The following is a 23,595-nucleotide window of genomic DNA, read 5'->3' as shown; positions in this document are numbered from 1 at the left end:
GGCGAAGGCGAGCGTGTCGTCGTCGATGACCTCGCTCACACGTCGCGGCGCCTCACGACGAGCACGGCGAGTGCGACCGTGATCAGAGGCCAGAGCGCGTACACGATCCAGGAGCCGGGGACCGTGGCGGTGTGGCCCAGGGATCCGGGATCCGGCTCCCAGCTCTGGACCAGGCGCTTCCAGGCAGCCGACACCATCGCGTGGTTGATGTCCGCCGACCAGCGAGTGCTCTCCGAGAACATGGGCGGCAGCATGAGCAGGGTCGAGACGCTGGTGACCATGGTCGCAGCGCTGTGCCGGAGCAGGACGCCGAGGCTCAGACCGATCAGTGCGCAGACCGGGGCCAGCAGCGCGGACGCCACCACCGCCCGGAGCACTCCGGGGTGAGTGAGCGGGACGCCGGCGTGCCGACCGCTGAGGATGGCCTGGGAGACCAGGAAGGAACCGGTGGAGATGACCGTGCCGACCGCGGTCCACAGCGCGGCGGTGACGGCCGCCTTGGCCAGCACCACCGAGCTGCGGGCGGGGACGGCCACGGTGGTGGTGCGGATCAGGCCGCTGCTGTACTCGCTCACGACGGTGAGGGCGCCCATGCTGCCGGCGACGAGTATCAGCGTCCAGTAGCCGGCCGGCGGATAGGCGTCGTAGGGCAGGAAGTCAGCGGGGCCGGAGCGGGCGGCGTCGTCCGCGAGCGTGGCCACGGCGGAGGACCCGATGACGAACAGGACGGTGAGCGCGATCGTCCACGGGGTGGAGCGCAGGGACCGCGTCTTGATCCACTCGGAGGCGAGCAGGTCGCGGAAGCGGGCGGGTGGTCCGGTGACCGGGGTGGTCGGGAGGACGGAGGCGAGTGTGGTCATCGGGGCTGTCCTGCCTGGTACTCGACGTTGTCGGCGGTGAGTTCCATGAAGGCCGCCTCCAGTGAGGCGGTGTGGGTGGTCAGCTCGTCCACGCGGATCCGGTTCTCGAAGGCGAGCGCTCCGATGCGATCCGCCGGGAGCCCGGTCACGGCGAGTTTCTCGGCGCCCGCCGAGCCTTCCGGCTCGACCGTGGCGCCCGCCGCGGTCAGCACGGCTGCCAGCTCGGCGGCTTGTGGTGTCCCGACCACGACGCTGCGACGGGTGCCGCGGGCCGCGAACTCCCGTACCGACTCGGCGGCGATGAGGCGGCCCCGGCCGATGACGACCAACTGGTCGGCGGTGTTCTCCATTTCCGACATCAGGTGGCTGGAGAGGAAGACCGTGCGCCCCTCGGCGGCCAGGCGCCGGAAGAGTCGGCGTACCCAGAGCACGCCCTCCGGGTCCATGCCGTTGATCGGCTCGTCGAACATGAGCACGGGCGGGTCGCCCAGCAGGGCCGTGGCGATCCCCAGCCGCTGCTTCATGCCGAGGGAGAATCCGCCGATGCGACGGCTCGCCGCCTCGGCCAGCCCCACTTCCTGGAGCACCTCGTCCACCCGGCGCCGCGGGATGCCGTTGCTGCGGGCCAGGGCGGCCAGGTGGGCGGCGGCGCTGCGTCCGCCGTGGACCTGTCCGGCGTCGAGGAGGGCGCCGACGTGCCGCAGTCCGCGCGGGTGGTCGTGGAACGGGACGCCGCTGACAGCGGCGGAGCCGGTGGTGGGCGCGTCCAGGCCGAGGATCATCCGCAGGGTGGTGGACTTGCCGGCTCCGTTGGGGCCGAGGAATCCGGTGACCTGACCCGGCCGCACGGTGAAGGACAGATGGTCGACGGCCGTCTTGCTGCCGTAGCGCTTGGTGAGTTCGTTGACTTCGATCACGGCACCCACACTGCCGAGAGGACCCCGTCCGGACATGGGGCTGTGGGAGGCAATCGTGCGGCCGGCTTGGCCCGTGGGCGTACGTCCCGGGGCTAATGCCGCGCGGTCGGTGTACCGGTTAGTCTCGCGGCGTGGACCTCATAACGATCACCCCGTTGCCTGTGCGTGTCGCGCACTGCGGCCTTGCTCCCGAGATGGGGGCACGCAGCCGATGACGAGAACCAAGACGGTGGCCTGGGCGGGGGGTGCCCTCTACCTCCTCATGGTGGGTCTGCTGGTGGGGGGCGCCCCGCGGGCATCGGGCACGGTCCACGGTGTCGGGTCGCTGCTGGCCGTGAGCCTGCTCGTCGGCGTGGTGCGACGGAGGCCGCTGCCGGCTCTGGCCATGGCACTCCTCGGATCCACCGCCGTGGTGGTGGGCACTCCGAGCTCCGTCCATGCGGACATGTCGGTGGGCTATCAGGGTCAGTTCCTGTCGTTCCTGGCGGTGGATCTCGTCCTGGGCTTCATCGTCGCCACCTGCACTCGGCGAGCCTCGCTCGCCGCCGTGGCCGTGTCCTTCGCCGTGCAGCTCCTGGCCATCGGCGTCTTCGCGCACGGGGACAACCTGACCGTCAACGTCGTGATCGCCCTTCTGGCGATGGCCGCATCCTGCACGGTCGGTCTGCTGAGTCGCGAGCGCCGCGAGCACGCGGTGGCGCTGCGTTCGCAGGAGGTGGCCAAGGCCGTGACCGCCGAAAGGCTGCGGATCGCACGGGAGCTGCACGACATGGTCGCGCACAGTATCGGCATCATCGCCATCCAGGCCGGTGTGGGCAGCCGGGTCATCCAGACCCAGCCCGCGGAGGCCCGTGAGGCCCTGCGTGCCATCGAGGCCACCAGCAGGGAGACCCTGTCGGGTCTTCGGCGCACGCTGGTGTCGCTCCGTCAGGCCGACCTGGGCGCGACCGTATCGGAGCAGTCACCGCTCGCACCTTCGCCGGGGCTGGCGGACGTCGAACAGCTGGCGGCAGCGACCGCGGATGCGGGGGTAGGCGTCGAGGTGCACCGCAGCGGGGAGCAGCGTCCTTTGCCTGCCGACGTCGATCTGTCCGCCTATCGGATCGTGCAGGAGGCGCTGACCAACGTCGTCCGTCACGCGGGCACCGGGCGTTGCCGGGTGGCCATCGACTACAGGGCGGAGGAGCTGTCCGTGGAGGTCGTCGACGACGGGCGCGGTGCCACCGGGGACAGCTCGGCCCGCGGCTTCGGCATCATCGGGATGCGGGAGCGGGTCGCCCTGCTGGGCGGTGACCTCAGCGCCGGGCCGCGGACCGAGGGCGGCTTCCGGGTGGCGGCCAGGCTGCCACTGGCCGCACACGTCGGAGTTCCGGCGGAGGCCCGATGACCGTCCGGGTGGTGCTCGCCGACGACCAGCCGCTGGTGCGGTCCGGCCTGCGCGTACTCATCGCCGATCACCCCGGCCTGGAGGTCGTCGGTGAGGCCTGCACCGGTGCTGAGGCGGTCCAGCTGGTCAAAGACGTCAGTCCCGACGTCGTGGTGATGGACATCCGGATGCCCGGCATGGACGGGATCGAGGCCACCCGTCTGATCATGGCCGGCCCGGCGACGACCCGTGTTCTCGTCCTGACCACCTTCGACGAGGACGACTACGTCTACGGTGCGCTCCGGGCCGGCGCGAGCGGCTTCGTGGTCAAGGACATGGCGCTGGACGACATCCTCGCGGCGATCCGCGTGGTCGCCGCCGGCGACGCACTGATCGCGCCGGGCGTGACGCGCCGTTTGATCGCCGACTTCGTCGGGCGCCCCGAAGTCGTCCCGGAGCGCCCCCCACGGCCGATCGAGGGCATCACCGAACGGGAACGGGAAGTGCTGACCCTGGTCGGACGCGGCAGGTCGAACACCGAGATCGCGGGAGACCTCTTCATCACCGTGGCCACCGCCAAGTCGCACGTGTCACGGCTGCTCACCAAACTGGGCGCCCGGGACCGGGTCCAGCTCGTGATCACCGCTTATGAAATGGGGCTCGTTACGCTGCCTCGCTGATGGTGTCCCGCGGTGGACGGTGGGGCTCGGGCCGCGAGGCCGCGCATGGCGGCGAGCTTCTGCTCTGCGGCGGCCGGACTGGCCTCGATCGCGGCGACGACTTGCCGAGCCGGCCCCGTTGTAGGGCAGGGTGACCGGCTCGACGCCGTCGGCCCGCAAGACATCGAACGCGAAGCGCGCGGGTTGCGAGATTCCTGAACGTGGGGAAGCGGGAACGCGCATGCCCGTTCATGGCTGAGGCGATCCCGCGCGCAGGTTCCGGTGAAGCCGGCGGGATCTGATCTTCCGGGCGTTCGCCGTGCCGATCCGACTGGCTAGCCCGCAGGCCAATGTGAGTTCGGCGTGCCGTCATCGTTCATGTGCGCCCGCTGCCAGATCTCGTTCCAGTTGAACGGAGTCTCTGGCACGAACCGGTGCCGCCGCCCGCACGGACACGGCGCCAGCACCCATGCGCACCCCCGGCACAGCTCGACCCAACCGTGTCCGGTCGAGCTCAGCACTCGCGGTCCCGCATCCCCGCAAGCCGGGCAGCCGGGCGGCTCGGCTCCATCCAGAATCGCGTTCTGCCGCCGGACGTACTCGGACAGGCGCAGCGACGGGTGGCGAAACGGGTCTTCGTACCAGGCACGGTCGGGGCTTTCCCACCAGCTCCACAGCCACCACGGCCGAGGGTTCGGCGCAGCCCGCCGCCCAGCCTGCTTCTCCGCCCGGCGTTGCGCGGCGTACTCGTCTGCCCGCACGAGCCACAGCACTCGCGCTTCGTGTAGTTCCTCCACCGCCCGCACCAGCGCGTCCGGGTCCGCCTCCATCCGGCGGGGGATCGCGGCGCTGAGCGTGAGGTGGTGGTACGTCGCCCGCAGACCATAAGGAGCAAAGACGGTGAGGCAGGTGCGCAGCGCGCTGTGCCGCCGGTGGAGGGGGAGCCCGGCGTCGTGCACGTGCGCTCGGTGGGTCAGGAAGCTCGTCATGGTGTGGGTGCCAGGTCCAGTGCGCGTGCCAGGGCGGTAGTGACGGCAGCAGCATGTGCTGGCAGGTGTTGTTCCGCCCAGGTTCCGGCAAGGCTGAGGAAGTCCTGCAAATCCTGCTGAGCGTCGGCGACGAGCCTGCGTACCTGGTCTACCGACAGCTCGATCACCGGGCTGCCGTCCACCCCGTGAGCATCGAGCGTGAAACGGACAACGTCGTTGACGCGTTCGGCCACCGAGGATGGATCGTGGCCGAAATATGCGCAGCCGGTACCGTCGAGCACCTCCAGCCAGTCCCGCCAGGTCTCCAGGCCGTTGCAGCAGCCCGGCTCGACGAAGACGGTGTCGGTGGTGTTGTCGGTCACCCGGAAGCCGCCGGCGGCGAACAGGTCAGGCATGGTGAGCAGCCCGTGCAGGAAGGCGCCGAGCGGGTCGGCCGGACACGATTCGTGCTCCTCCTGCGGCTCGAAGTGATTGCAGTCGGCGATCTGCATAACGGCCGTGCCGACCTCCGCCGGAGTCAGCCCCCCGTTCAGCACGAGGTAGCCATATGACTCGTGTTCGCCAACGGGCCAGAGCTCGAATTCGTCGGAAGCGGAGATCTCCAGAACGGGTTGCATAACAATCACAGGGGGATGATGCCGGACCCGCTGCTTCGTCGCCACGGGCTTTCGGCTGCGGCGTTGGGCTCGGAGCGGGCCCGCTACCTGGGCAGTTTCGGGGTGCGCTCCGGTCAGGCAGTGCTGACGTAGCGCATGGCGGTCTGCTCGGTGACGCCGAACAGGCGCATCGGCCGGAGCGGGTCGGCGCATTCGGCCGCCTCATCAAGGATTCGGAACGCCCGTGCTCAGCGGATCTCGGGGAAGGCCTTGTCGGGGTGGGCTGCCGCGACGTACTTCATGGCCGTCGACGGGTGAATGCCGAAGAGGCGGATGAGGTGGACGGGGTCGGCGCTCACCCGTCCCTCGTCCAGCACGCGGTCGCTCCAGAGCTGCCTCGGGGTCATGCCGATCTGGTCGGAAGCCGCGCGCAGTCCCACGTAGCTGACCGGGATGTGTGAGGGAGGGTGCGCGGTCTGGCTGGTGATGAAGAGGTGGGGGTTGGGCACCATGGGCCAGGTACGGCGCCGTTCGTGCAGCCAGTCGGCCGCGAGCCCCATGGTGATGGGGTCCAAGTACACGGTGTGGGTGTGGTTGCCGCGGCGGACCGTGAGCGTTCCGCGGACGAGATCGACGGCGGTCAGGGGCAGGCGACGAACTTCGCTGGCCTTGGGCGCGTGCACGGCCACGAGGGCCACTGCGGAACCTGCCCCGCGCTGCTTGAACGCCGCGAGCAGATCCGTAGGCCGCCAGATGTCCGCGAGATACCGGACCGTGGTCGTGGCCCAGCCGTGTCCCAGCAGTCGCCGTACTTCCCACAACGTCATCCCGCGCCCGTAGTTGTGCGTCGCGCAGGCGTGACGCAGCAGGTGCGGGAAGATTTCCGTGACTGGGCCCGTCAGGTGCCGTCGTGAGGCCGCCTTCAGCGCCCGCCGCAACGTGGCGGGCACGACTGCCGGCGCCACCGGCACACTGACGGCGGGTGCCCGGTGAACGCGGCGCGGCGGCGCGCCGCATCGGCGGCCGGGGCGCTCGCCCTGACCGCCGCCGCGACCCTCACGGCCACGGGCACGGCCCACGCGGCCGGCCCGGGCCTGTGCGGCGGCCAACAACGAGCGCCTTCGAGCGGTCTTCGACGGATTCGATCCCATCGCCGGCCTGCCGGGCGGCCGCCCCGGCGCGCTCCGGCTCGCCCTCGTCGAACAGCGCGGCGGCCGGCCCGGTACGGTGAAATGGCCGTGCGCGGTGCGGAGACGGCTGTTACGGTCGTCCGCATGTGTTCCGTCATCCACAACTGGCCGGCCCTGCGCACCCGGTCGACGCGCTGACCGTGGTGTCGGCCGTCGCCGACACCGGGTCCCACGTCCACCGTTCACCTCAGGATGACGAGGATCTTCACCATGCGCGCAGACTCGCGCCCCACTTTCGTACTGGTTCACGGCGGCTCCAGCAATGCCCGGGCATGGGGCCCGTTGCAGAACGAGCTGGCCCTGCTCGGCTACCGTTCGCACGCCGTCGACCTGCCCGGTCACGGCGACCTCGCCGACACCCCCGCCGCCTACTACCGGCAACCCCAGGACGTCACGGCACTCGCCGCCGCCCCCTCCGCGCTGCGTGGTGTCACGTTGAAGGACAACGTGCGCCACGTGCTGGACGCCCTGCGGCGGCTCGCGGCGTCGGGGCCGGTCGTCCTGGTCGGCAACAGCCTCGGCGGTCTGACGATCAGCGCCGTCGCCAACGCCGCACCGGAGCTGCTCGACCGGGTGGTCTACCTCTCCGCGCTCTGCCTCAGCGATCCGGCCATGCTTGCCGAGGCGTGGGACGTGGCCGACGACAACCTGCTGGACGCCGCAACGGCCCGGATCGCCGTGCCGGGCGTACGCGATCCGGGCGTGGTCCGGCTGAACTGGCGGGCCGCCCACGCCGATCCGGACCTGTTCGCCGCGTTGAAAGCCGCCGTCATGGCCGACTCGACCGACCATCAGTTCCGGCTGCTGCTCGACTCCCTGGATCCGGACGAGACCTACTCGGCGATGGAGCCGGGTGCGTTGGTCCGGGCCGATGCGTGGGGGCGGGTGCCGCACACCTACGTCCGGCTCTCCGCCGACCGGAGCCTTCCCCTGGCGGTCCAGGACCACATGATCCGCACGGCGGACGCACTGACCCCGCACCATCCCTTCGACGTGCACACCCTCGCGGCCTCGCACGTCGGCTACTTCAGCCGGCCGAAGGTCTTCGCGGAGCTCCTGACGAGCCTCGTCCGGGAGTAGCGGGTCCGTACCGGTCATCCGGTCCAGCTGTCCATGGTCCACCCGACATCCGAAAAACGCACGTGGTCGCCCTGACAGCGGGGGACCGGCCGGGTCAGGCCGCGCTCGGTACCACGCGGGCGTTGTCGACGTACAGACACAGTGCGCCGTCCTCGGGGCACCTCAGGGCGACCGAGATGCCCCGGACCGCCCCGTCCTGCGCGCAGGCGAGCGCGACCGCGACCTGGAACACGTCGTGCCCCGCGGGGCAACGCGGCAGGTCAGACGGTTCGAAGCCCGGGCCCGGCGAGGCGGGCGGCAGCGGGACCTCGGACGGCTCGAGCGTCCACGGGTGCGGGGCCCGGTGCACGTCCCCGTCCGTGATGCCGAACGGCAGGCAGCAAACCACACAGAAGCACTCGCCCTTGGCGACCTCGAACCCGCCCTCTTCGGCACCGCACAGCACGCACTCGGCGACCAGGGCCTCGACGCGCCCGCCCGGCTCCGCACGGGCGGCATCGCGCACCCTCCGCAGCACGTCCTCAGGTCCCGAGGAGGGCTGCCCCGCCGTCCCGTACGTCCACACGAACTCGTGATCCATGGTGTGGATCCTCGCACGCGCCCCCCCCTGCCGGTGTACAGCCGGCCGGCCGTTGTCAGTGGCGGGCGCGAGGATACGGGCATACCGATGAACCGGCCACCTCCTGAAGGGTTCTCCATGTCCGTTTCCGTTTCCGGGCCCGCGGCCGACGCCGCGGCCGTCGCCTTCCCCACCGGCTGGTGCGCCACGGACCTGGGGCGCTTGCGGCCGTGCGCGTCCACCTACGAGGTGTACCCGCTGGAGAGCCTGCCGCTGCTGGAGGCCGCGCAACTCGACGACGGGTTCGGCTGGCTGGGCGGGGCGGACGGGCCGCGGTCCGGGCACGCGGAGCATCTCGCGGCCCTGGAGCGGGAACTGGCCGAAACCGGGCTGGCCCTCCCCGAGGGCTTCGCCGCCTTCTACGGCAGCGAGCACCTCTGCCGCGCCTTCGACGAGGTCTCGGTGACGGCCTGCTGGAGCCACCTCTCCGGTCCGCTGCGCAGCCCGGCCGAGGAGGGCGCCCGTCTCGTACGGTTCCTGCGCGACCAGCAGGACTGCGTCATCTGGTACCTGTACCTGCGCCCCTCCGGCGAGGCGTTCGTGGTCTTCTCGCACCTGGAACTGGAGTCCGCCGGCTGGTGGGCGGAGGGGGAGCCGGCCGAGGAGGTCCGGGCCGCGGTGGCCTCCTCGCTGATGCGGTGCGCCGACACCTTCGAGGAGTTCGCGTACCGCTTCGTCGTGGAGAACGAGCTGTGGATCCAGGCGAACTCCGCCGGCGCCGGGAGCCCGCTCGCTCCCCGCCTCCAGGCGTACGCCGACCACTACGCGGCCGCCGCCTCCTGACCCGGGCGGCCCGCCCGCGGGCGCCGCTTCTGCGCCAACCCGGCAACGTGGTGCGGACGTGTACCCGTGAACGCCGGTGGAAGGGCCGGGGCCGACGTACGGTCGGGCAACGGGCCGAGCCCGGCGTCCGGCGGCCGGCACCGCACACCGCCGGCGCCGGACGCCGGGGTCGGCCCCTCGACGCCATGACCGGAACAGGAGCGGAGCAGCCGATGCTTCTCTACGCCCAGACCCCAGCACGGCGGAACCGTCAGATCCTCGCGGACCTGGTCGCCGTGGCCGTGATCGCCGGCGCGGTGTGGTTCGCGCTGGCCGTCCACGACGCGATCATGCTGTTGGCCGAGCCGGGACGAAAGGTCGAGAGCGCGGGCGAAGGCTTCGCCGGCGCCCTCGACGAAGCCGGCGAGACGGCCTCGGACGTGCCGCTGGTCGGCGGCCTCCTGAAGAAGCCGTTCCACTCCGCGGCCGACGCCGGCACCGGGCTCGCCGACGCCGGACGGTCCCTCCAGGACGCCATCAGCCAGTTGGCCACCCTGGCCGCAGTCGCCCTGATCGTCGTACCCGTGGCCTTCGTACTCCTGGTGTGGCTTCCCCTGCGCCTGCGCTGGATCCGTCGCAGCGCCACCGTCCGAAGCGTTTTCGACGCACCCGGAGGCGCCGACCTCCTCGCGCTGCGCGCCCTCACGGGACCGCTGGGCGACCTCCGCGCGATCCCCGCCCCGCCGGGCGGCCTCGCGGACGCCTGGCGCCGGGGCGACCGGCAGGTCGTCGCCGCCCTGTCCGAGGTCGCACTCAGGCGGGCGGGCCTGCGGCCCTGACGGGCGCGACAGCGGCGGCCTGACGCAGCTGTACCTGGTGGGGGGTGACAGCCTCTATGTAATGTCACACCGCATGATGCTCTTACGTCGTGCGGCATCGGCCGCCGCCCTCCTCGTCACCGTCCTGCCCGTGACCCTCGCCCCGCCCGCGCACGCGGCCGGCGCCACCCCCGCCTGCCGCCCCCCGGCGTCCGTACCGCTCGACGCCGAACAGGCGCGCCTCGCGGACAGCCGCACCACCGCCCTGGTCGAGCGGGCCGGGTTCGGGGACTTCGTACGACGCCTGCCCGCCGCCCTGTGCACGACACGCACCCCCGCCGAAGCCGAACGGCTCCTCGACTCCTGGGGCCAGGCCCTGTGGCAGGCCTCCGTACGGCGCGCCCAGGGACAGCGGCCCGGCGGCGACCTCGCCCCCGGCGACGACCGCCCCCTGTACTGGGCACGGCTCTCCATGACCGCCGCACTCGCCCGCTGGCAGCCGGCCTTCACCGTCGACCGGGCCGCGCTCCGCGCCCGCTTCGAAGACGCCTCCCGCGGCCTCACCGACAACGCGTTCCGGACCGCGCCCGGCGTACGACGCGTCTTCATCAGCGGCTTCGACCCCTTCGGGCTCGACGCGGAGATCCGCCGCGCCAACCCCTCCGGATCGGCCGCCCTCCAGCTCAACGGACGGCACGTGACCCTCGCCGACGGCAGCCGGGCCGAGATCCGCGCCGTCGTCCTGCCCGTGCGGTACGCCGACTTCGACGCCGGCATCGTGGAACGGGCGTTCGCCCCCCGCCTGGCCGCCGCCGGACCCGCCCCGGCCGACATCATCACCACCGTCAGCCAGGGCTACCCCGGCATCTTCACCCTGGAGGACTGGGCGGGGCGGGCGCGGTCCGCCGACCCGTACCCCGACAACGCGCGCGCCCTCTCCGGCGGCACCCGCGAGCACTCGGTCACCGCCCCCGGCCTCGGCCCGGGCCCGGAGTTCATCCGCACCACGCTGCCCGCCGACGCCGTGACCGCCGCCGTCCAGACCCCGTACCCGGTCCTCCTCAACAGCGACGTGACCGAGATCCCGGCAGGCGGCACCACCCCCGTCGACCGGACCGACGGCCCGACACCCGGCTCCCGCGCCGTGGCCGGCGGCGGTGGCGGCTACCTCTCCAACGAGGTCGCCTACCGCTCCAACCGGCTGCGTGCCGAACTCGCCCCGCACCTGCCCGGCGGCCACCTCCACACCCCCGTACTCACCGGCCTGCCCGCCGACCCCCAACTGCTGACCGGCCCCGAGTTCGAACGCAACGAGAGCGCGATCACCGCCGAGGTCCGCACCGTCCTCGAACACGCCGCCGTACGCCGCCAGGCCTGACGCGCTCGTGCACGGCCGGCGGTCCGACGCCGGATCCCGGAGAGCCCCGCACCCGTGCGGGAGCCGGCCGCGTCTTGCGCGTTACAGCTCGTCGAGCCGGAGGAGGGTGAGCGTGAGGAGGTCGTCGGGTTCGTCCTGGGCGGCCCAGTGCTCCACGGCCGCGGTGAACGCGTCGAGCACGGCGCCCGCCAGCAGGCGTGCCTCCGGGCTGTCGGCAGGTCTTCCCGTCCGGTCGGCGAGGTCGGCGGGATCCAGCCCCAAGTGCTCCTCCAGCTCGTACCAGAGGAACTCGCCGATCTCCGCCCGCGTGGTGCCGCGGTGGAGGCGTCACCGTTTCCGCACAAGTGTCACCACCGCCGTCGGGGCCGGCGGGGCGGAGGCTAGGGTCGTGGTCATGGGGGACGGGCTGACGCGAGTGAAGCAGTGCAAGCAGTGCCGGCGGCCGCTCGACGAGCGCCGGTGGGGGCGTCCGAAGCGGTTCTGCAGCCGGTGGCACCGGGTGAGGTACTGGCTGGAGGAACTGGGGGAGCTCGTGCTGAGTTAGCGCCGGTCCCGATGTTCCTCGACCCGGAACACGCCGACACCGGCCGATGGATTTGGCCAGGCGCGCCGGGTATCGCGCTCGGTCACAGGCGCGCCCGCGCGGGGCGCGGCGCGAACATGGAGCGCTGGAGGCTGGCTGGTGGATCAACGGGGCGTCGGGCCGAGTCCCCGCCCCTCACCTGGGGTGCGTCGGCCTAACGTGGTCTCGGTTCAGGTCCGTCGTGCAGAGTGGAGCATCGCCTTGAACAGTGGACCCTTCCGAGTCCCAGACCTGTCGGACCGCCCGCACCGTCTCGTCATCGAGCGGGAGATGCGGGCGGACCCGCACACCCTCTACCTGGCGTGGACGCAGGAGTTCGACCGCTGGTTCGCCGCTCCTGGTGCGGTGCTGATGACCCCGCGGGTGGATGCGCCGTTCTTCTTCGAGACCGAGTACGCGATGGAAGCGGGCATGCCCAAGGCCCGGCACCCGCACTACGGCCGCTTCCTGCGGCTGGAGCCCGACCGGCTGGTCGAACTGACCTGGGTGACCGGCCGGGGAGGCACGGCGGGGGCAGAGACGGTGGTCACGGTCGAGCTCACCCCGCACGGGGGCGGGACGCTCCTGAAACTCACCCACGCCGGGTTCTACGACGATCTCGCACGCCGGAGAACCGAAGCCGCCTGGAAGAACGCGGTGCTCCCGCACCAGGACCAGATCCTCACGGGCCGGTCGGAGACACCGTAGGCCGCTGTAGCGCCCAGTGGATGCCGGGTTCGGCGGGGGCTTCGCGCTGGGCGGTGTCGCTGGGCAGCAATGAGTTGATCTCGAAGCCCTGAGCACCCGGCCCGTCACCCATTCGGCCGAGTGTCGTTGGTGGTGATGTCGAGCTGTCGTCTGGGCCCGGGGCGAGATTGTGACCTCGATCGAGCGGACCGCATGTCCGCGGTTCAAGCGGCTGATCACCGCGCATGAGCTGCATCTGTTCGGCTCACCGACTCGCGATGAGCCGGAGTGGGCGGCAGGGGCGACGGACGGGGACGCGTATCTGCTGGCGCGCCGAGGCCAGGGTGGCCCTTCAATCTCTCCGTACCTGACGGAACACATCAACCGGTTCGGCGAGTACTCCACGCACGAGCTCGGCCTCCAGCCCGAGGCGTACGACCCGAAGCTGGACGTCGACTTCACCCCGCTGCGTGAGCAGGACCTAGTCGCAGCTGGTTTCGGCACTGCCGTCTGAACCGGAGCCGCCCCCGCGCTAGCGGGGGCGGCCCTGCGACCATGGTGGATCACCGGTCGTTCACTATGCGGGTGCGGCCCCGGGTGGCATTGGCCAGCAGGCGCAGAGCCGTGTACTTCAGGTTCGTCCTCCGAGCCGGAGCCTCAGCTGTTACCCAGGGCGCGGCCCAAAAGAGGGAGCAGGTGGTCCCAGTGACGCTTCAGCCCGGAGGCGCTGAAAGCGTCGGTGTCGGACATGGTGAAGCCATGGATGGTGCCGGGGTAGATCTCGGAGGTGTAGCTGACACCTGCGGCATCCAGGGCCTGGTTGAGCTCGCCGAGGGCCTCGGGCTTCAAGTCGCTCTCGGCGTGGCCGAAGTGGACCTCGGCGGTGAGCGTCGAGAGGCTGTCGGGCCCGTCGACTCCCACTGGGCCGTGGAATGCGGCGAGGGCGGCCACCTGGCCGGGGTGGGCCGCGGCGGTGCGCGTCGCCAGGAGGCCGCCGATGCAGTAGCCGGTCACCGCGACCGGTCCGGCGCCGACCTCGGGCTGAGCGGTGAGGAACTTGAGATAGGCGTCGGCGTCGCTCAGGACACGTTCTGCGGTGTGCGCCTCGATCATCGGCATCAGCTGGGCGAAGACAGCGGGCCGGACCTCATCTCCGATGTGCTCAGGAAGCTCGATCACCGGAGCCGGCCCATGCCGGTAGAAGAGGTTGGGGACGAGCACGTAGTACCCGTGCCCGGCCAGTTCGCGGGCCATCTCCCGCAACACGGGCCGGAGGCCGAAGCCGTCCGCGTACATCAGCACCCCGGGGTACCGCCCGCCACCATCGGGGAAGGCGGCGAACGCGTCGGCCTGGCCGTCCGCGGTGGGAATCTGCAGCGTCTTGATGGGCATGAAATCTCCTGTCGTGGTTGACGTGTCGAGCCTGTGGTCAACACGACGGAGGCGGAGCCCGCGCAGCGGCGCAAGATCCCCGATCGAGCAGCGGGCCCGCACTGGCCCGCGCGGCGCTCAGAAGAGCACCGGGTCACCAATCCGTGTGCGGCGCAATGCCATCCCGGTAATCATCCCCACAACATAGTCCACAGCCCCACCCGTCCGGTGCGACAACATGACTAGGAGTAGAACGGAACGGCCGTCACTGGCCCTGTAGTCCAGGGCCCTGTCGACGCCGCGAGGGTCAGCCGGGGCCCGGCTGACCCTCGCGGGTGCTCCCATCGTGGCGCCGGGGCTGTCAGGTCACTCGGCGGCGGATCCACCAGGCGCAGAACCCGGTCAGGGCCAGGGCGAGGCCGAGGTAGAGCCCGGTCTCGGCCCATTGAAGGGACCAGAAGTTGCCGGCGGGCTGGTACGTCACCTGCTGCTCGTAGCCCAGGGCGCCGAGGTCGGCGACGCAGCGGTCGACCTGCTGCAGGGCGGGCGGGCCCGACCCGCACGCAGCAGTCGGCGAAGGACGACGGCACCGGGGTCGGCTGCCCGGCGGCGTTGAGCGTCTGCTGGGAGGTGACCCAGGCCCCGGGCACTTCTTCTAGGTGCGCGACGATCTGCCTGGCGCCGTCCTGGATGCTGATGGGGGCGCCGCCGGGCTCGATCGGCACGGTGATCCGGTCCGCAGAGGCCAGGTGGGACCGAATCCACATCGGCACGGCGATCTGGACGCACGTGTAGAGGGCGAACGTGGTGGCCATCGCGGGCAGGGTGCGGCGGATGACCAGGCCGAGGGCGACGCCCAGGACGAAGGCGAACACGCCGTGGGCCATGGGTGCGACGCCCCGTGCGGCGAAGGCCACGGGGTCGAGCCGCGGGAAGTACGTGTCCGTCGCGCCGCCGCCGTTGACGGCCCGGTCGATGGGGCTGCTCCACCAGCTCACCGCGAGGCCGGTCAGCCCCGCGGCGGTCGTGGAGGCCGCCGCACCGAGGCCCAGCTTGGTCGCCAGCCAGCGGGTGCGGGTGACGCCCTGGTTCCACGCGAGGTAGTGGGTACCGGTCTCCAGTTCACGGGAGATCAGCGGGGCACCCCAGAACATCCCGATGACCGCCGGGACGGCGAGCACGACCAGCAGTCCGGTGTAGTAGAGGGTCTGGTCCGAACTGGCGACCTGGTCCACCAGGCTGCTGCCGGCGGTCCGGTAGAGGTCGGACAACTGCGGGCCCGTGACCGCCAGGGCGGCGGCGAGGACGGCCACCGCGGCGAACATCACGGCGGCCTGCGTGCGGAACTGGCGCCAGGCCAGCCAGATCATCGGAGTACCTCCAGTGCGGGCCGGGTGTCACGTACCGCGTCGGCGGGCCGGGTCATGTAGGCCAGGACGATGCCTTCCAGGCCGAGCGGGCTGACGGGTCCAGGACGGATCGTGGACCGCGGTGTCGGTGCGGACCAGGAGGGTGGTCTGCCGATCGGTGTGGCCGGCGGTGATGACGTGCTGACCGGCCGGGAGCGTGGCCGGCTCCCGGCGCGGTCCGGTGAACCGGTGGTGGCAGGCGACCAGGTCGTCGATGTCGCCCGCCACCTGCACCCGGGAGTCGACCAGCACGATGACGTAGTCGCAGGTCCGCTCCACGTCGGAGACCAGGTGGGAGGAGAGCACGACGCTCAGCTCGTGCTCGGCGACGGCCTCCATCAGGACCTGCATGAACTCCCGGCGGGCGAGCGGGTCCAGAGCCGCGACCGGCTCGTCCAGGATGAGCAGCTCCGGGCGCTTGGCGATGCCCAGGGTGAGAGCGAGCTGCGCGCGCTGGCCGCCGGACAGCTTGCCGGCCCGCTGCTTGGGGTCCAGACCGAGGCGATCCCCGACAGCGCGGCCAGCACGGTGAACACGACACCGGAGGGGGCGCGCGAGCCCTGGAGCTCCCCGGTGAGGAACCGAAGGCCGACGTCACTGGCCTTCAGCTCTTCGGCCAGCGCCGCCAGTTCGATGCCGCGACCGAGTCGTTCGTGCTCGAGGACAACGAGCGTGACGCGGACGCCGGAGGCGCGCAGTTCGCCGGCGAGGTTGACGGCCTTGTCCAGCTCGGGCCGCTGGGTGGCGCGGGTGGAGATCTTCTCGGAGAAGATCCGGGTGACGCCTGCCTCAGGACGTGGCTTGGATGTGCGGTGAAGTGCGGGCGGCGACGTCGGCGGCCCAGTCTCCGGCGGCGGCTCGCTGCCATTGTGACGACGACGGTGATGTCGATGCCGAGGGTGCGGGCGAGGACCCCGGCGGGCAGCTCGGTGGCGAGCTGGAACAGCGCGGTCGAGCGGGCCTGTGCGAGGCGGATGCCGAGTTTGCGGAGTCGTTCGCCCCTAGTCCAAGCGCTGATCAGGCGGTCGGGTGATCTTCTGGGCGAGGGTCCAGCGCACGAAGTGGCCCGCCTCCTGGCGAAGCCGGACGTCGTCGCTGGTCATCCAGCGTTCGAGGTCGGTCTGTCGGCAGGAGGCGAGGGTCAGCTTGAAACCCGGGAGACACGGAAGTCGGGGCAGCCCAGAATGCGCAAGACCTTCGTGGAGTCCAGCGGGTAGGGGACGGTCTTCCCGAGGTCGTGGAACCCGATGCGTCGGTAGAAGGCCATGGCGCGGTGATTGTCCTCGCGCACCCCCAGGGTGAGCCAGGCGCAATCGGTGTGCTCGCGTGCGAAGTCGACTGCCGCGTCCATCAGCGCCCGTGCCGGACCGTCCGGCCCGCGGTGCGCCGGGGCGACATAGACGGCGTGCACGTGTGCGGTGTCGGGGATGCCGTCCAGGGGTGCGGCCCCGGCGGTACCGGCCCAGGAGCCGGTCTCGTCGACGGCCACGAACAGCCCGTCGTCGGCCGCGGCCGCGGCCCTCTCCGCCCACTCCCGCCACGTGCGGTCGGAGAGCGCGACGGCGTCGGCGTGACGTACACCGAAGGCGTCGGGCGAGTCCAGCAGGGACTCAAGGCGTATCGCGCGCAGCTCGCGCCACTCCTCCGCCGTGATCCGGCGTATGACGTACTTCATGGTCCTCACTCTGTTCGGGGCGGTCAGGGGCGGTCAGGGGCGGCTTGCGGGCACGGTGTCCTTCGTCAGCAGCGTGGTGCCGGACCAGCAAAGCCGGTAGAGGTCGACTTCGTCCAACAGGTCGCGGCCGGAACGGTAGAACTCGCATGTCGCGCCGGGCGGCCGGGATGCGGAACGGGCGCGGTCGGACGGGTAGGGGTAGGCGCGGGCCGGCAGCAGAGGGGCGAGTTCGGCGCGCGGCCGACCGGTGGTCAACTCCTCGAACCGGGAGGGCGGCAGCACGCTCGTCGTCAGTTGCCAGGCCAGGTAGAAGGCGGATGGCACGAAGAAGACGGCTGCGACGACAGGTGCCACGAAGGCGACGGCGGAGCGGCGACGGGCGTCGCTCCGTACGGAGGCGAGCCGCTTGGCGGACTCCGGTACAACGGTGCCCGGGGCCGTATCCGTATCCGGGTCCGGGTCCGGGTCCGGGTGGGGGGTGGATTCGGACGGCAACGCGGACCCTCGGGTCCCGACCGGCGTTCCAGACGCCGCTCCTGGCCCCGGCGCCGGCCCCGGCGTCCCGGGACGGGCGGTGGCGGTGGCGGTGGCATTGGCCTGGTGCGGGAGGACGGCGGTGACGTGGAACCCGCCTTCGTCGGGCGCGGTCCGCAAGGAGCCGCCGAGGACCGTCACCCGCTCCCGAAGTCCTGTCAGCCCCCGGCCGCCGACGCCGCTTGCCGGGCCTTCGCCCGCGTGCGCCGGTCCCTCGGCCGACGGGGCGGCGTTCACGACGCTCACGCGGGTACGGTCGGCCTCGTGGGTGATCCGTACCCGGATCGCACAGTCCGGCGCGTGCTTCACTGCGTTGGTGAGGGCCTCCTGCACCACCCGGTACATCCCGCGTTCGACCAGGGGGGACATCGGGGGCATCGCCCCGCGCCGCTCCCAGCGCACCGGCACCCCGGAAGCGACCGCCCGTTCGAGGAGATCCTCGACGGTGTCGTTGACCGGCAGGCCCGCCCCCGTGTCCGTGCCGGGCGGGTCGTGCAGGACGGCGACGGCCTCCCGCAGTTGCTCCACCGCGTCCGCGATCGTCCCGCGCAGCTCGGCGAGGTCGGCGCGGTCGCGGTCTGTGAGGTCGGGCGAGAGTTCCAGGGCCCCGGCGCGCAGGGCGACCAGGCTCAGGGCGTGGCCGAGGGAGTCGTGCATGTCGGCCGCGATGTCTGCGCGTTCGGTGAGCCGAGCCCGCTCCGCGATCAGATGATGGCGCTCTTCCAGGCTCCGGGCCAGCCGCCAGCCCTCCCGCACGAGTTCGCGCCGGCCACGCCAGTGCCGTCCGGCCAGCCAAGGCAGCAGAAGGGCTGCGGGCAGCACGGTCAGCGCGTACAACCACCACACGGGCTGCGTTCGCAGCACCGCGCACGTCGCGAGATCGACTGCTGCGCACCCGGCGAGCAACAGGAGCGGGCGCCGTGCCGCGGCGACCCGGGCACCGAGCAGACAGCTCAGGGCTGCCAGCGACAGGACGTGAGCGTTGCCGGGGGTCGCGGAGTCGGCCAGGCCCAGCGCGCAGAGCCCGTTGACCAGCACGACGGCGGCCCCCGGGCGGCGGCGGGACAACGGCACGGCCACCGCCAGGACGGCCAACGGGAGGAACAGGTCCAGAATCAGGGAGGCCGAACCCGCGTCCCGAAACCCGTAGCCGGTGGCGGCGGCGAGCCCACCCCACAGAGCCACGTCGCCGCACCCAGACCTGGCTGAGGGTCTACGCGTGTGCACCATGGCGCGTCGGCCGTCCTTCCGATGGATGTCCATACCTGTCCGGGTCGATTCTGTGGGACGGGCCCGGACATCCGACGAGGGGTCGGGCACGGTGGGGGCGTCCGGGCCGGCTCCGCCGCTGGTCAGGCGTTTCGCCGTCGCAGCACGAAGAGACCGGCCACATGGGCTGCGACGGCCCACATCAGCAAGATCAGTAGGCTCACGGTGTCCGGGAACGGGGCTTTGCCGTCACCCAGCATGAAGTATCCACCCACGGTCTGCGGCATGTACTCGTTGACGGCCAGCAGCACCGGACCTCCCAATCCGACCAGCATGCCGGGCAGGGCGGAGACCACGAAGAAGACCACGGCCACGGCGCCGGCCGCCGTTCGCAGAGCGAACGACACCCCTACCGTCATCACGCAGATGAGGGCGCAATAGATGCCCATGGCAACGGTTTGATGCGCCACCTTTGATAGCTCGAAACTGGCGTGCCCCCGGAAGGGCCCCCAGGCCAGGGCGGTGCCCAGCACAGCCCACCCCACTCCCGTGACGAAGCCCACCAGGGCACTCAGCAGCGCCTTGGCCAGCTGCAAGCGGGGCCTGACCGGCACCCACAGCAGCGAGGTGCGCACGCTGCTCGTCGGGTATTCGCTCGTCACCATCGTCATCGCCAGGACCACCAGGGCGAACTGGGTGAGGATGACCGACGACACCGAGGCGTTGCCGACCGGCTGGATCGGCTTGTCGTTGATCCGGGCGATCGACCCGTAGTAGAAGGTGAAGACCACCGTCACGGCCAGGCCAACCAGAAGGCAGACGTACGGCGTGCGGATGGTCCACAGTTTGGTCCACTCCGCGGCGAACGCGCCGACGAATCCGCCACCGGTGTGGCCGCAGGCCGTGCGGCCACACCGGCCGTCGGTCACGTCAGTCGATACGGCGCTCATGCTTCCGCTCCCTGCGTCTCCTTGGAACCCGTGCCACCGACCACGGTGTCGCCCGATTCGTACTCCACGCTCTGCCCGGTCAGTTCCATATAGGCCTGTTCCAGAGAAGCGGAGACGGTCCGCAGTTCGTGCAGCCGCAGCCCCAGCCGGTGGGCCAGGTCGCCCACCTGCTCGGCACTGCGGCCCTTCACGACAAGCTCGTCGGCCGCGGGTGACTCCACGTTCACATCGCCGTCCTTCAGGAGATGGTCGATCAGTGCGCGCAGGTCCGCCACGTCCGGGGTGCGCACCCGTACCGACGACAGCGAGCTGTTGGCCAGCAGGTCAGCCATCGGGGTGTCGGCCAGGAGCTTCCCCCGTCCGATGATGACCAGTTGGTCGGCGGTCAGCTGCATCTCGCTCATCAGGTGACTGGACAGAAAGACCGTCCGGCCCTCCACGGCCAGGGACCGCACGAGCTCACGCACCCAGCGGACACCGTCGGGGTCGAGGCCGTTGACCGGCTCGTCGAAGACGAGTACCTGCGGGTCGCCGAGCAGCGCGCCCGCCACGCCCAGCCGCTGGTACATACCGAGGGAGAACGCCCCGGCGGAGCGCCGAGCCACCTTCGCCAGGCCAACCGTCTCCAGCACCTCGTCCACCCGGCGCAGCGGAATGCCGTTGCTACGCGCCTGCGCCACCAGGTGGCTGCGTGCGGAACGAGCCGGGTGCAACGCCTTGGCGTCCAGAAGCGCGCCGACCTCGCGGATCGGGTGGCGCATCGAGGAGTACGGCTTGCCATCGATGAGCGCCTCGCCCTCGGACGGATGGTCCAGGCCGAGAATCATGCGCATCGTGGTCGACTTGCCGGCACCGTTGGGCCCCAGAAAGCCGGTCACTTGCCCACCCTTGATGTCCAGCGTCAAACCGTCCACAGCGACGGTCTCGCCGTAACGTTTGGTCAGTTCTCGAAGGGTGATCACGGAGCTCCTTCGTGTCGGTCGCGGAACGCGGAAGCCGACGGAGGCGCGCACCGACCGACGCATGGTGCTCAGCCCTGGGGCGGCCACCGCGTTTCCTGTACGAAAGCGACGTTAGAAGTCCGCGGGGCCGGCGCCCATTGGTCGAACGGCAGCGGCGTCCTGCCCTTCGTCAGGGGTGTGCCCCGACCCGGGCTGATCCGTGCAGCCCGCCGTTCGCACGGCGGTGCGTCGGCCGTAGGCTCGCCGCGTGGAAGAGACAACACCGCACAGCCGGCCGGTCCGGGTCCTCATAGCCGACGACGAGGCGATGATTCGGGCGGGGGTGCGGGCCATCCTCGCCCGGGACCCGCACGTCGAGGTGGTCGCCGAGGCAAGCGACGGGCACGAGGCCGTCGCGCTCACCCGCAGGCACCGGCCGGACGTGGTCCTGCTGGACATTCAGATGCCCGGCCTGGACGGGCTGGCGGCAGCGGCGCGCCTCCACCGGGAGTCGACGGCGGTCGGTGTGATCATGCTGACGACCTTTGGGCAGGACGAGTACGTCACCCGCGCCCTGGAAGGGGGCGCCGACGGCTTCCTGCTCAAGGCGGACGACCCGAGGGAACTCCTCAACGGGGTACGGGCGGTAGGAGCCGGCGGGGCCTACCTGTCCCCGCGGGTCGCCGGCCGGGTCATCGCCGGGCTGCGCGCGCACCGGGCGGCACACCCCCACCGCTCACTGGAGCGGCTCACGGAACGGGAGCGCGAGGTGCTGGCCGGACTCGGGACGGGGCTGTCCAACGCGGAGATCGCGAGCCGGCTGCACCTCGTCGAGGGCACGGTGAAGGCACACGTCAGCGCGGTATTCGCGAAGCTGGGCGCACGCAACCGGGTGGAGGCGGCCATCGCCGCGTACGAGGCAGGCCTGGTCCCGTCATCAAGCAACGTTGGCCCTGTCACCGACGGCACAGACCCCGCCTGTCGAAACTTCTGACAGCAACACCGGTTTCCTGGTCCGTTCCTCATCGGACCCCTGGTAGGTGGGAAGGCCGTTGCGTTCCGTGACGCCCCGTTGGCTGGCTCCCCGGTCAGCGCGGGTGCTGGGCCTGGCCGGGGGCGTGGGGTCACCACTGGGTGATGAGCGGCGCGTCCGGTCCGTGCTGCCGCCAGGCTTCGGTGAGGCGGGCGAGCGGCGATGCCGTGCATGGTGGCGATGCGCTGCGGAGTGTCGTAGCGCAGCAGTGTCTTGGCCAGGCTGCCGGCGCGGTCGGAGATGGCGGTCGCGTCGTCGGTGAGCATCGCCACCAGCCGCTCGGTGCGGCCCGAGGTGGCGGCGGTGAGGAATTCCTCGACGATCCTGCGGGCGGACGCCGGGTCGACCTCGGGGCCGCGGCGGCGTGCGGCGGTGACGCGGGTCCGGGCGCGGTGGAGGTGCTGCTGGCTCGCGGACTCGGTGATGTCGAGGATCTCGGCGATCTCGGCGTGGCCGTAGGAGAACGCTTCGCGCAGGACGTAGACGGCCCGCTCTAGCGGGGACAGGCGCTCCATGAGGGTCAGCAGGGCCAGGGACACCGATTCGCGCTGCTCGAAGGTTTCGGCCGGGCCGAGCATCGGGTCGCCGTCGAGGAGCGGTTCGGGCAGCCAGGCGCCGGCGGTGCGTTCGCGGCGGGCCTGCGCCGAACGGAGCCGGTCGAGGCACAGGTTGGTGACGACCTTGGCAAGCCATGCTTCCGGCACTTCGATCCGCTGCCGGTCGGCGGCCTGCCAGCGCAGGAACGCGTCCTGCACGGCGTCTTCGGCGTCGGCGGCGGAGCCCAGGAGCCGGTACGCCGCGAGGCCAGCCGGTTGCGGCTGGCCTCGAACCGGCTGGTGTCGAAGCGATCAGTGGCGGCACGTGAGCGGCTGCGCGCCCTCATGCCGGGCGGGTGCCCTGCTCCCTCAGGGCCGCTTCCAGCCGGGTGACGTCCTCGGTGTCCTTCCTGCGGCGAGGCCGACCCGGGACCCAGACCGGCATCATCTGCTTGATCTCGATCTGGGCGTGGGGACTGATGATCCGGCACCGCAGTGTCCCGATACGGCCGACAGGAGCATCGAGCATGCCCTCCGGCCATATCTCCCCGGCCCAGGGGCCGCCGGCGACCACAATGCGCCCGAACCCGTCCCTGCTCACGAGAGCGAAGCTGCTCTCCACGCCCTCCTTGCAGAAATCGAGCTGTTGATCGACAGGCGGCCCGGACAGCGGCTCATAGCCGGAACGAAGCAGGCCGTCGGTCAGAGCAGAGGCATCCTCCGCCCAGGCGAACCAGTCGATGTCCACATGGTCACGCGTGACCTCGCCGATGAAGAAGTCCATGGCCCAACCCCCGCGGAGCCACACCTCCACACCAAGGGCCTTCGCGATCTCCATCGTCTCGCCGATCAGCCGAAGCTGCCGAGCACTGCGCTCTCTGTCCACAGCCGGCAGGCTATGCGGAAACCCTGACCGCAGCAGCTCGATTTCCGGCTGCAAGAACGGGCGAACGTTGCCTGACGCGGCACTAGTTCCCACCGCGTCGCCCACCGGTCCGCCGCGCGCTCACGGAAGCGGCCGGTGAGCCCCTCCCCGGCGGACGGCCTGCCGTTCCCGCAGCGTTTCACGGTGCTCCGGCTCGGCCCGCACGGGCGCCCTCGCCGGCCGGAGCAGCGCCAGGCCCTCCCGCTCGGCCTCTTCGCCGGCTCAGCCGCCGCTCGCGGGACCGGTCAGGAACCGAGAAGCCCCGGCCGCCGCCCACCCCCTAGCGTGATGGTCATGGCAACCACCGCTTCCACCGCAGCCCCCACGTCCCTCGCGTCCGTCACCCTCGAGGTGGCCGACCCCGAGGCGGCCCGCCGCTTCTACACCGCCTTCGGTGTGGACGGCTGCATCCGCCTGCGGGCCTCCGAGGCCCACTCGACCGGATTCCGCGGCTTCACCCTCGGGCTCACGGTGTCCAACCCGGCCACCGTCGACGGCTTCTTCGCCGCCGCCGTGGACGCCGGCGCCA

The 23,595-nt window shown here is 71.4% G+C and carries 23 protein-coding genes and 5 pseudogenes; 10 read left to right on the top strand and 18 right to left on the bottom strand.

What is annotated here, in order from left to right; genetic code table 11:
• Positions 1-35 precede the first annotated feature (35 nt).
• The gene (locus ACZ518_RS34985; protein ID WP_469117063.1) at positions 36-860 is read right to left on the bottom strand and encodes an ABC transporter permease; all 825 of its coding nucleotides are present in this window, start codon (positions 858-860) and stop codon (positions 36-38) included.
• A complete protein-coding gene (locus ACZ518_RS34980) occupies positions 857-1,777 on the bottom strand; it encodes an ATP-binding cassette domain-containing protein (protein ID WP_469117062.1) in 921 nt (306 codons plus the stop codon). The genes ACZ518_RS34985 and ACZ518_RS34980 overlap by 4 nt, the downstream gene beginning before the upstream one ends.
• A gap of 211 nt (positions 1,778-1,988) precedes the next feature.
• Here ACZ518_RS34980 and ACZ518_RS34975 point away from each other — a divergent pair, with 211 nt between their 5' ends.
• Together ACZ518_RS34975 and ACZ518_RS34970 are read left to right on the top strand one after the other, a co-directional pair.
• Positions 1,989-3,164, top strand: a complete 1,176-nt coding sequence (locus ACZ518_RS34975; RefSeq protein ID WP_469117061.1) for a sensor histidine kinase — start codon at positions 1,989-1,991, stop codon at positions 3,162-3,164.
• On the top strand, positions 3,161-3,823 hold the full coding sequence (locus ACZ518_RS34970) for a response regulator (protein WP_469117060.1): 663 nt from the start codon (positions 3,161-3,163) through the stop codon (positions 3,821-3,823). Before ACZ518_RS34975 ends, ACZ518_RS34970 begins: the two co-directional genes overlap by 4 nt.
• Positions 3,824-4,137: 314 nt before the next feature.
• On the opposite strand, the gene ACZ518_RS34965 is transcribed toward ACZ518_RS34970, so the two are convergent.
• From ACZ518_RS34965 to ACZ518_RS34955, 3 genes and pseudogenes are all read right to left on the bottom strand, one after another.
• Entirely contained in the window at positions 4,138-4,791 is a 654-nt protein-coding gene (locus tag ACZ518_RS34965; protein WP_469117059.1) for a hypothetical protein, read from the bottom strand.
• On the bottom strand, positions 4,788-5,453 hold the full coding sequence (locus ACZ518_RS34960; protein ID WP_469117058.1) for a hypothetical protein: 666 nt from the start codon (positions 5,451-5,453) through the stop codon (positions 4,788-4,790). The genes ACZ518_RS34965 and ACZ518_RS34960 overlap by 4 nt, the downstream gene beginning before the upstream one ends.
• Positions 5,454-6,145: 692 nt before the next feature.
• Positions 6,146-6,358 (bottom strand): annotated as a pseudogene (locus ACZ518_RS34955) (tyrosine-type recombinase/integrase); the annotation flags it as partial.
• Between the two features lie 429 nt (positions 6,359-6,787).
• On the opposite strand from ACZ518_RS34955, the gene ACZ518_RS34950 reads away from it, so the two are divergent.
• Positions 6,788-7,657, top strand: a complete 870-nt coding sequence (locus ACZ518_RS34950) for an alpha/beta hydrolase (protein ID WP_469117057.1) — start codon at positions 6,788-6,790, stop codon at positions 7,655-7,657.
• Between the two features lie 94 nt (positions 7,658-7,751).
• Here the strand turns inward: ACZ518_RS34950 and ACZ518_RS34945 are convergent, their stop codons facing one another.
• Positions 7,752-8,237 (bottom strand): hypothetical protein, encoded by a 486-nt coding sequence (locus ACZ518_RS34945; RefSeq protein WP_469117056.1) that lies wholly within the window; start codon positions 8,235-8,237, stop codon positions 7,752-7,754.
• 117 nt (positions 8,238-8,354) lie between these two features.
• Here ACZ518_RS34945 and ACZ518_RS34940 point away from each other — a divergent pair, with 117 nt between their 5' ends.
• The 3 genes from ACZ518_RS34940 to ACZ518_RS34930 all read left to right on the top strand — a co-directional run bounded on the left by ACZ518_RS34940 (position 8,355) and on the right by ACZ518_RS34930 (position 11,234).
• Positions 8,355-9,059 (top strand): hypothetical protein, encoded by a 705-nt coding sequence (locus ACZ518_RS34940; RefSeq protein ID WP_469117055.1) that lies wholly within the window; start codon positions 8,355-8,357, stop codon positions 9,057-9,059.
• A gap of 185 nt (positions 9,060-9,244) precedes the next feature.
• Complete coding sequence (locus ACZ518_RS34935; protein WP_469117054.1) at positions 9,245-9,877, top strand: hypothetical protein; 633 nt, start codon at positions 9,245-9,247, stop codon at positions 9,875-9,877.
• Positions 9,878-9,950: 73 nt separating this feature from the next.
• Entirely contained in the window at positions 9,951-11,234 is a 1,284-nt protein-coding gene (locus ACZ518_RS34930) for a pyroglutamyl peptidase (protein WP_469117053.1), read from the top strand.
• 81 nt (positions 11,235-11,315) lie between these two features.
• Here the strand turns inward: ACZ518_RS34930 and ACZ518_RS34925 are convergent, their stop codons facing one another.
• On the bottom strand, positions 11,316-11,495 hold the full coding sequence (locus tag ACZ518_RS34925; protein WP_469117052.1) for an acyl-CoA-like ligand-binding transcription factor: 180 nt from the start codon (positions 11,493-11,495) through the stop codon (positions 11,316-11,318).
• 523 nt (positions 11,496-12,018) lie between these two features.
• On the opposite strand from ACZ518_RS34925, the gene ACZ518_RS34920 reads away from it, so the two are divergent.
• Positions 12,019-12,504 carry an SRPBCC family protein gene (locus ACZ518_RS34920; protein ID WP_469117051.1) on the top strand — a complete coding sequence of 162 codons (486 nt, stop codon included), beginning with the start codon at positions 12,019-12,021 and terminating at the stop codon, positions 12,502-12,504.
• Between the two features lie 169 nt (positions 12,505-12,673).
• Positions 12,674-12,997 carry a hypothetical protein gene (locus ACZ518_RS34915; RefSeq protein ID WP_469117050.1) on the top strand — a complete coding sequence of 108 codons (324 nt, stop codon included), beginning with the start codon at positions 12,674-12,676 and terminating at the stop codon, positions 12,995-12,997.
• A 143-nt stretch (positions 12,998-13,140) separates the two neighbouring features.
• Here the strand turns inward: ACZ518_RS34915 and ACZ518_RS34910 are convergent, their stop codons facing one another.
• The 9 genes and pseudogenes from ACZ518_RS34910 to ACZ518_RS34870 all read right to left on the bottom strand — a co-directional run bounded on the left by ACZ518_RS34910 (position 13,141) and on the right by ACZ518_RS34870 (position 20,593).
• Positions 13,141-13,875, bottom strand: coding sequence for a dienelactone hydrolase family protein (locus ACZ518_RS34910; RefSeq protein ID WP_469117049.1), 735 nt, complete (start codon positions 13,873-13,875; stop codon positions 13,141-13,143).
• A gap of 221 nt (positions 13,876-14,096) precedes the next feature.
• Positions 14,097-15,224 carry a transporter gene (locus ACZ518_RS34905; protein ID WP_469117048.1) on the bottom strand — a complete coding sequence of 376 codons (1,128 nt, stop codon included), beginning with the start codon at positions 15,222-15,224 and terminating at the stop codon, positions 14,097-14,099.
• A gap of 27 nt (positions 15,225-15,251) precedes the next feature.
• Positions 15,252-15,614, bottom strand: coding sequence for a hypothetical protein (locus ACZ518_RS34900; RefSeq protein WP_469117047.1), 363 nt, complete (start codon positions 15,612-15,614; stop codon positions 15,252-15,254).
• A pseudogene (locus tag ACZ518_RS34895) lies at positions 15,615-15,731 on the bottom strand (ATP-binding cassette domain-containing protein); the annotation flags it as partial.
• Between the two features lie 101 nt (positions 15,732-15,832).
• A pseudogene (locus ACZ518_RS34890) lies at positions 15,833-15,991 on the bottom strand (recombinase family protein); the annotation flags it as partial.
• A gap of 413 nt (positions 15,992-16,404) precedes the next feature.
• Positions 16,405-16,938, bottom strand: a complete 534-nt coding sequence (locus ACZ518_RS34885; protein WP_469117046.1) for a GNAT family N-acetyltransferase — start codon at positions 16,936-16,938, stop codon at positions 16,405-16,407.
• A gap of 33 nt (positions 16,939-16,971) precedes the next feature.
• Positions 16,972-18,702: a sensor histidine kinase gene (locus ACZ518_RS34880; RefSeq protein WP_469117045.1), complete on the bottom strand. Its 1,731-nt coding sequence runs from the start codon at positions 18,700-18,702 to the stop codon at positions 16,972-16,974.
• Between the two features lie 122 nt (positions 18,703-18,824).
• A complete protein-coding gene (locus ACZ518_RS34875; protein ID WP_469117044.1) occupies positions 18,825-19,631 on the bottom strand; it encodes an ABC transporter permease in 807 nt (268 codons plus the stop codon).
• Positions 19,628-20,593, bottom strand: a complete 966-nt coding sequence (locus tag ACZ518_RS34870; protein ID WP_469117043.1) for an ATP-binding cassette domain-containing protein — start codon at positions 20,591-20,593, stop codon at positions 19,628-19,630. Before ACZ518_RS34870 ends, ACZ518_RS34875 begins: the two co-directional genes overlap by 4 nt.
• Positions 20,594-20,840: 247 nt before the next feature.
• Here ACZ518_RS34870 and ACZ518_RS34865 point away from each other — a divergent pair, with 247 nt between their 5' ends.
• Positions 20,841-21,566, top strand: a complete 726-nt coding sequence (locus ACZ518_RS34865) for a response regulator (protein ID WP_469117042.1) — start codon at positions 20,841-20,843, stop codon at positions 21,564-21,566.
• A 179-nt stretch (positions 21,567-21,745) separates the two neighbouring features.
• Here ACZ518_RS34865 and ACZ518_RS34860 read toward each other — a convergent pair.
• Positions 21,746-22,488 (bottom strand): annotated as a pseudogene (locus ACZ518_RS34860) (sigma-70 family RNA polymerase sigma factor); the annotation flags it as partial.
• The gene (locus ACZ518_RS34855; RefSeq protein ID WP_469117041.1) at positions 22,485-23,027 is read right to left on the bottom strand and encodes a nucleotidyltransferase domain-containing protein; all 543 of its coding nucleotides are present in this window, start codon (positions 23,025-23,027) and stop codon (positions 22,485-22,487) included. The gene ACZ518_RS34855 and the pseudogene ACZ518_RS34860, both read right to left, overlap by 4 nt.
• A gap of 327 nt (positions 23,028-23,354) precedes the next feature.
• Between ACZ518_RS34855 and ACZ518_RS34850 the strand changes: the two are divergent.
• Positions 23,355-23,595 (top strand): annotated as a pseudogene (locus tag ACZ518_RS34850) (glyoxalase); the annotation flags it as partial.

The organism is Streptomyces sp. NPDC033966, assembly GCF_055575955.1.
Note: the sequence above shows the minus strand (reverse complement) of the source record. Positions and strands in the feature narration are given on the sequence as shown.

What these genes read in the sequence shown, in the direction of transcription:
- ACZ518_RS34930 (WP_469117053.1), top strand. Translation starts at nt 9,951, where the DNA reads ATGATGCTCTTACGTCGTGCGGCATCGGCCGCCGCCCTCCTCGTCACC.
- ACZ518_RS34965 (WP_469117059.1), bottom strand. Translation starts at nt 4,791, where the DNA reads ATGACGAGCTTCCTGACCCACCGAGCGCACGTGCACGACGCCGGGCTC.
- ACZ518_RS34975 (WP_469117061.1), top strand. Translation starts at nt 1,989, where the DNA reads ATGACGAGAACCAAGACGGTGGCCTGGGCGGGGGGTGCCCTCTACCTC.
- ACZ518_RS34950 (WP_469117057.1), top strand. Translation starts at nt 6,788, where the DNA reads ATGCGCGCAGACTCGCGCCCCACTTTCGTACTGGTTCACGGCGGCTCC.
- ACZ518_RS34935 (WP_469117054.1), top strand. Translation starts at nt 9,245, where the DNA reads ATGACCGGAACAGGAGCGGAGCAGCCGATGCTTCTCTACGCCCAGACC.
- ACZ518_RS34945 (WP_469117056.1), bottom strand. Translation starts at nt 8,237, where the DNA reads ATGGATCACGAGTTCGTGTGGACGTACGGGACGGCGGGGCAGCCCTCC.
- ACZ518_RS34875 (WP_469117044.1), bottom strand. Translation starts at nt 19,631, where the DNA reads ATGAGCGCCGTATCGACTGACGTGACCGACGGCCGGTGTGGCCGCACG.
- ACZ518_RS34885 (WP_469117046.1), bottom strand. Translation starts at nt 16,938, where the DNA reads ATGAAGTACGTCATACGCCGGATCACGGCGGAGGAGTGGCGCGAGCTG.
- ACZ518_RS34970 (WP_469117060.1), top strand. Translation starts at nt 3,161, where the DNA reads ATGACCGTCCGGGTGGTGCTCGCCGACGACCAGCCGCTGGTGCGGTCC.
- ACZ518_RS34880 (WP_469117045.1), bottom strand. Translation starts at nt 18,702, where the DNA reads ATGGTGCACACGCGTAGACCCTCAGCCAGGTCTGGGTGCGGCGACGTG.
- ACZ518_RS34910 (WP_469117049.1), bottom strand. Translation starts at nt 13,875, where the DNA reads ATGCCCATCAAGACGCTGCAGATTCCCACCGCGGACGGCCAGGCCGAC.
- ACZ518_RS34905 (WP_469117048.1), bottom strand. Translation starts at nt 15,224, where the DNA reads ATGATCTGGCTGGCCTGGCGCCAGTTCCGCACGCAGGCCGCCGTGATG.
- ACZ518_RS34940 (WP_469117055.1), top strand. Translation starts at nt 8,355, where the DNA reads ATGTCCGTTTCCGTTTCCGGGCCCGCGGCCGACGCCGCGGCCGTCGCC.
- ACZ518_RS34900 (WP_469117047.1), bottom strand. Translation starts at nt 15,614, where the DNA reads ATGCAGGTCCTGATGGAGGCCGTCGCCGAGCACGAGCTGAGCGTCGTG.
- ACZ518_RS34985 (WP_469117063.1), bottom strand. Translation starts at nt 860, where the DNA reads ATGACCACACTCGCCTCCGTCCTCCCGACCACCCCGGTCACCGGACCA.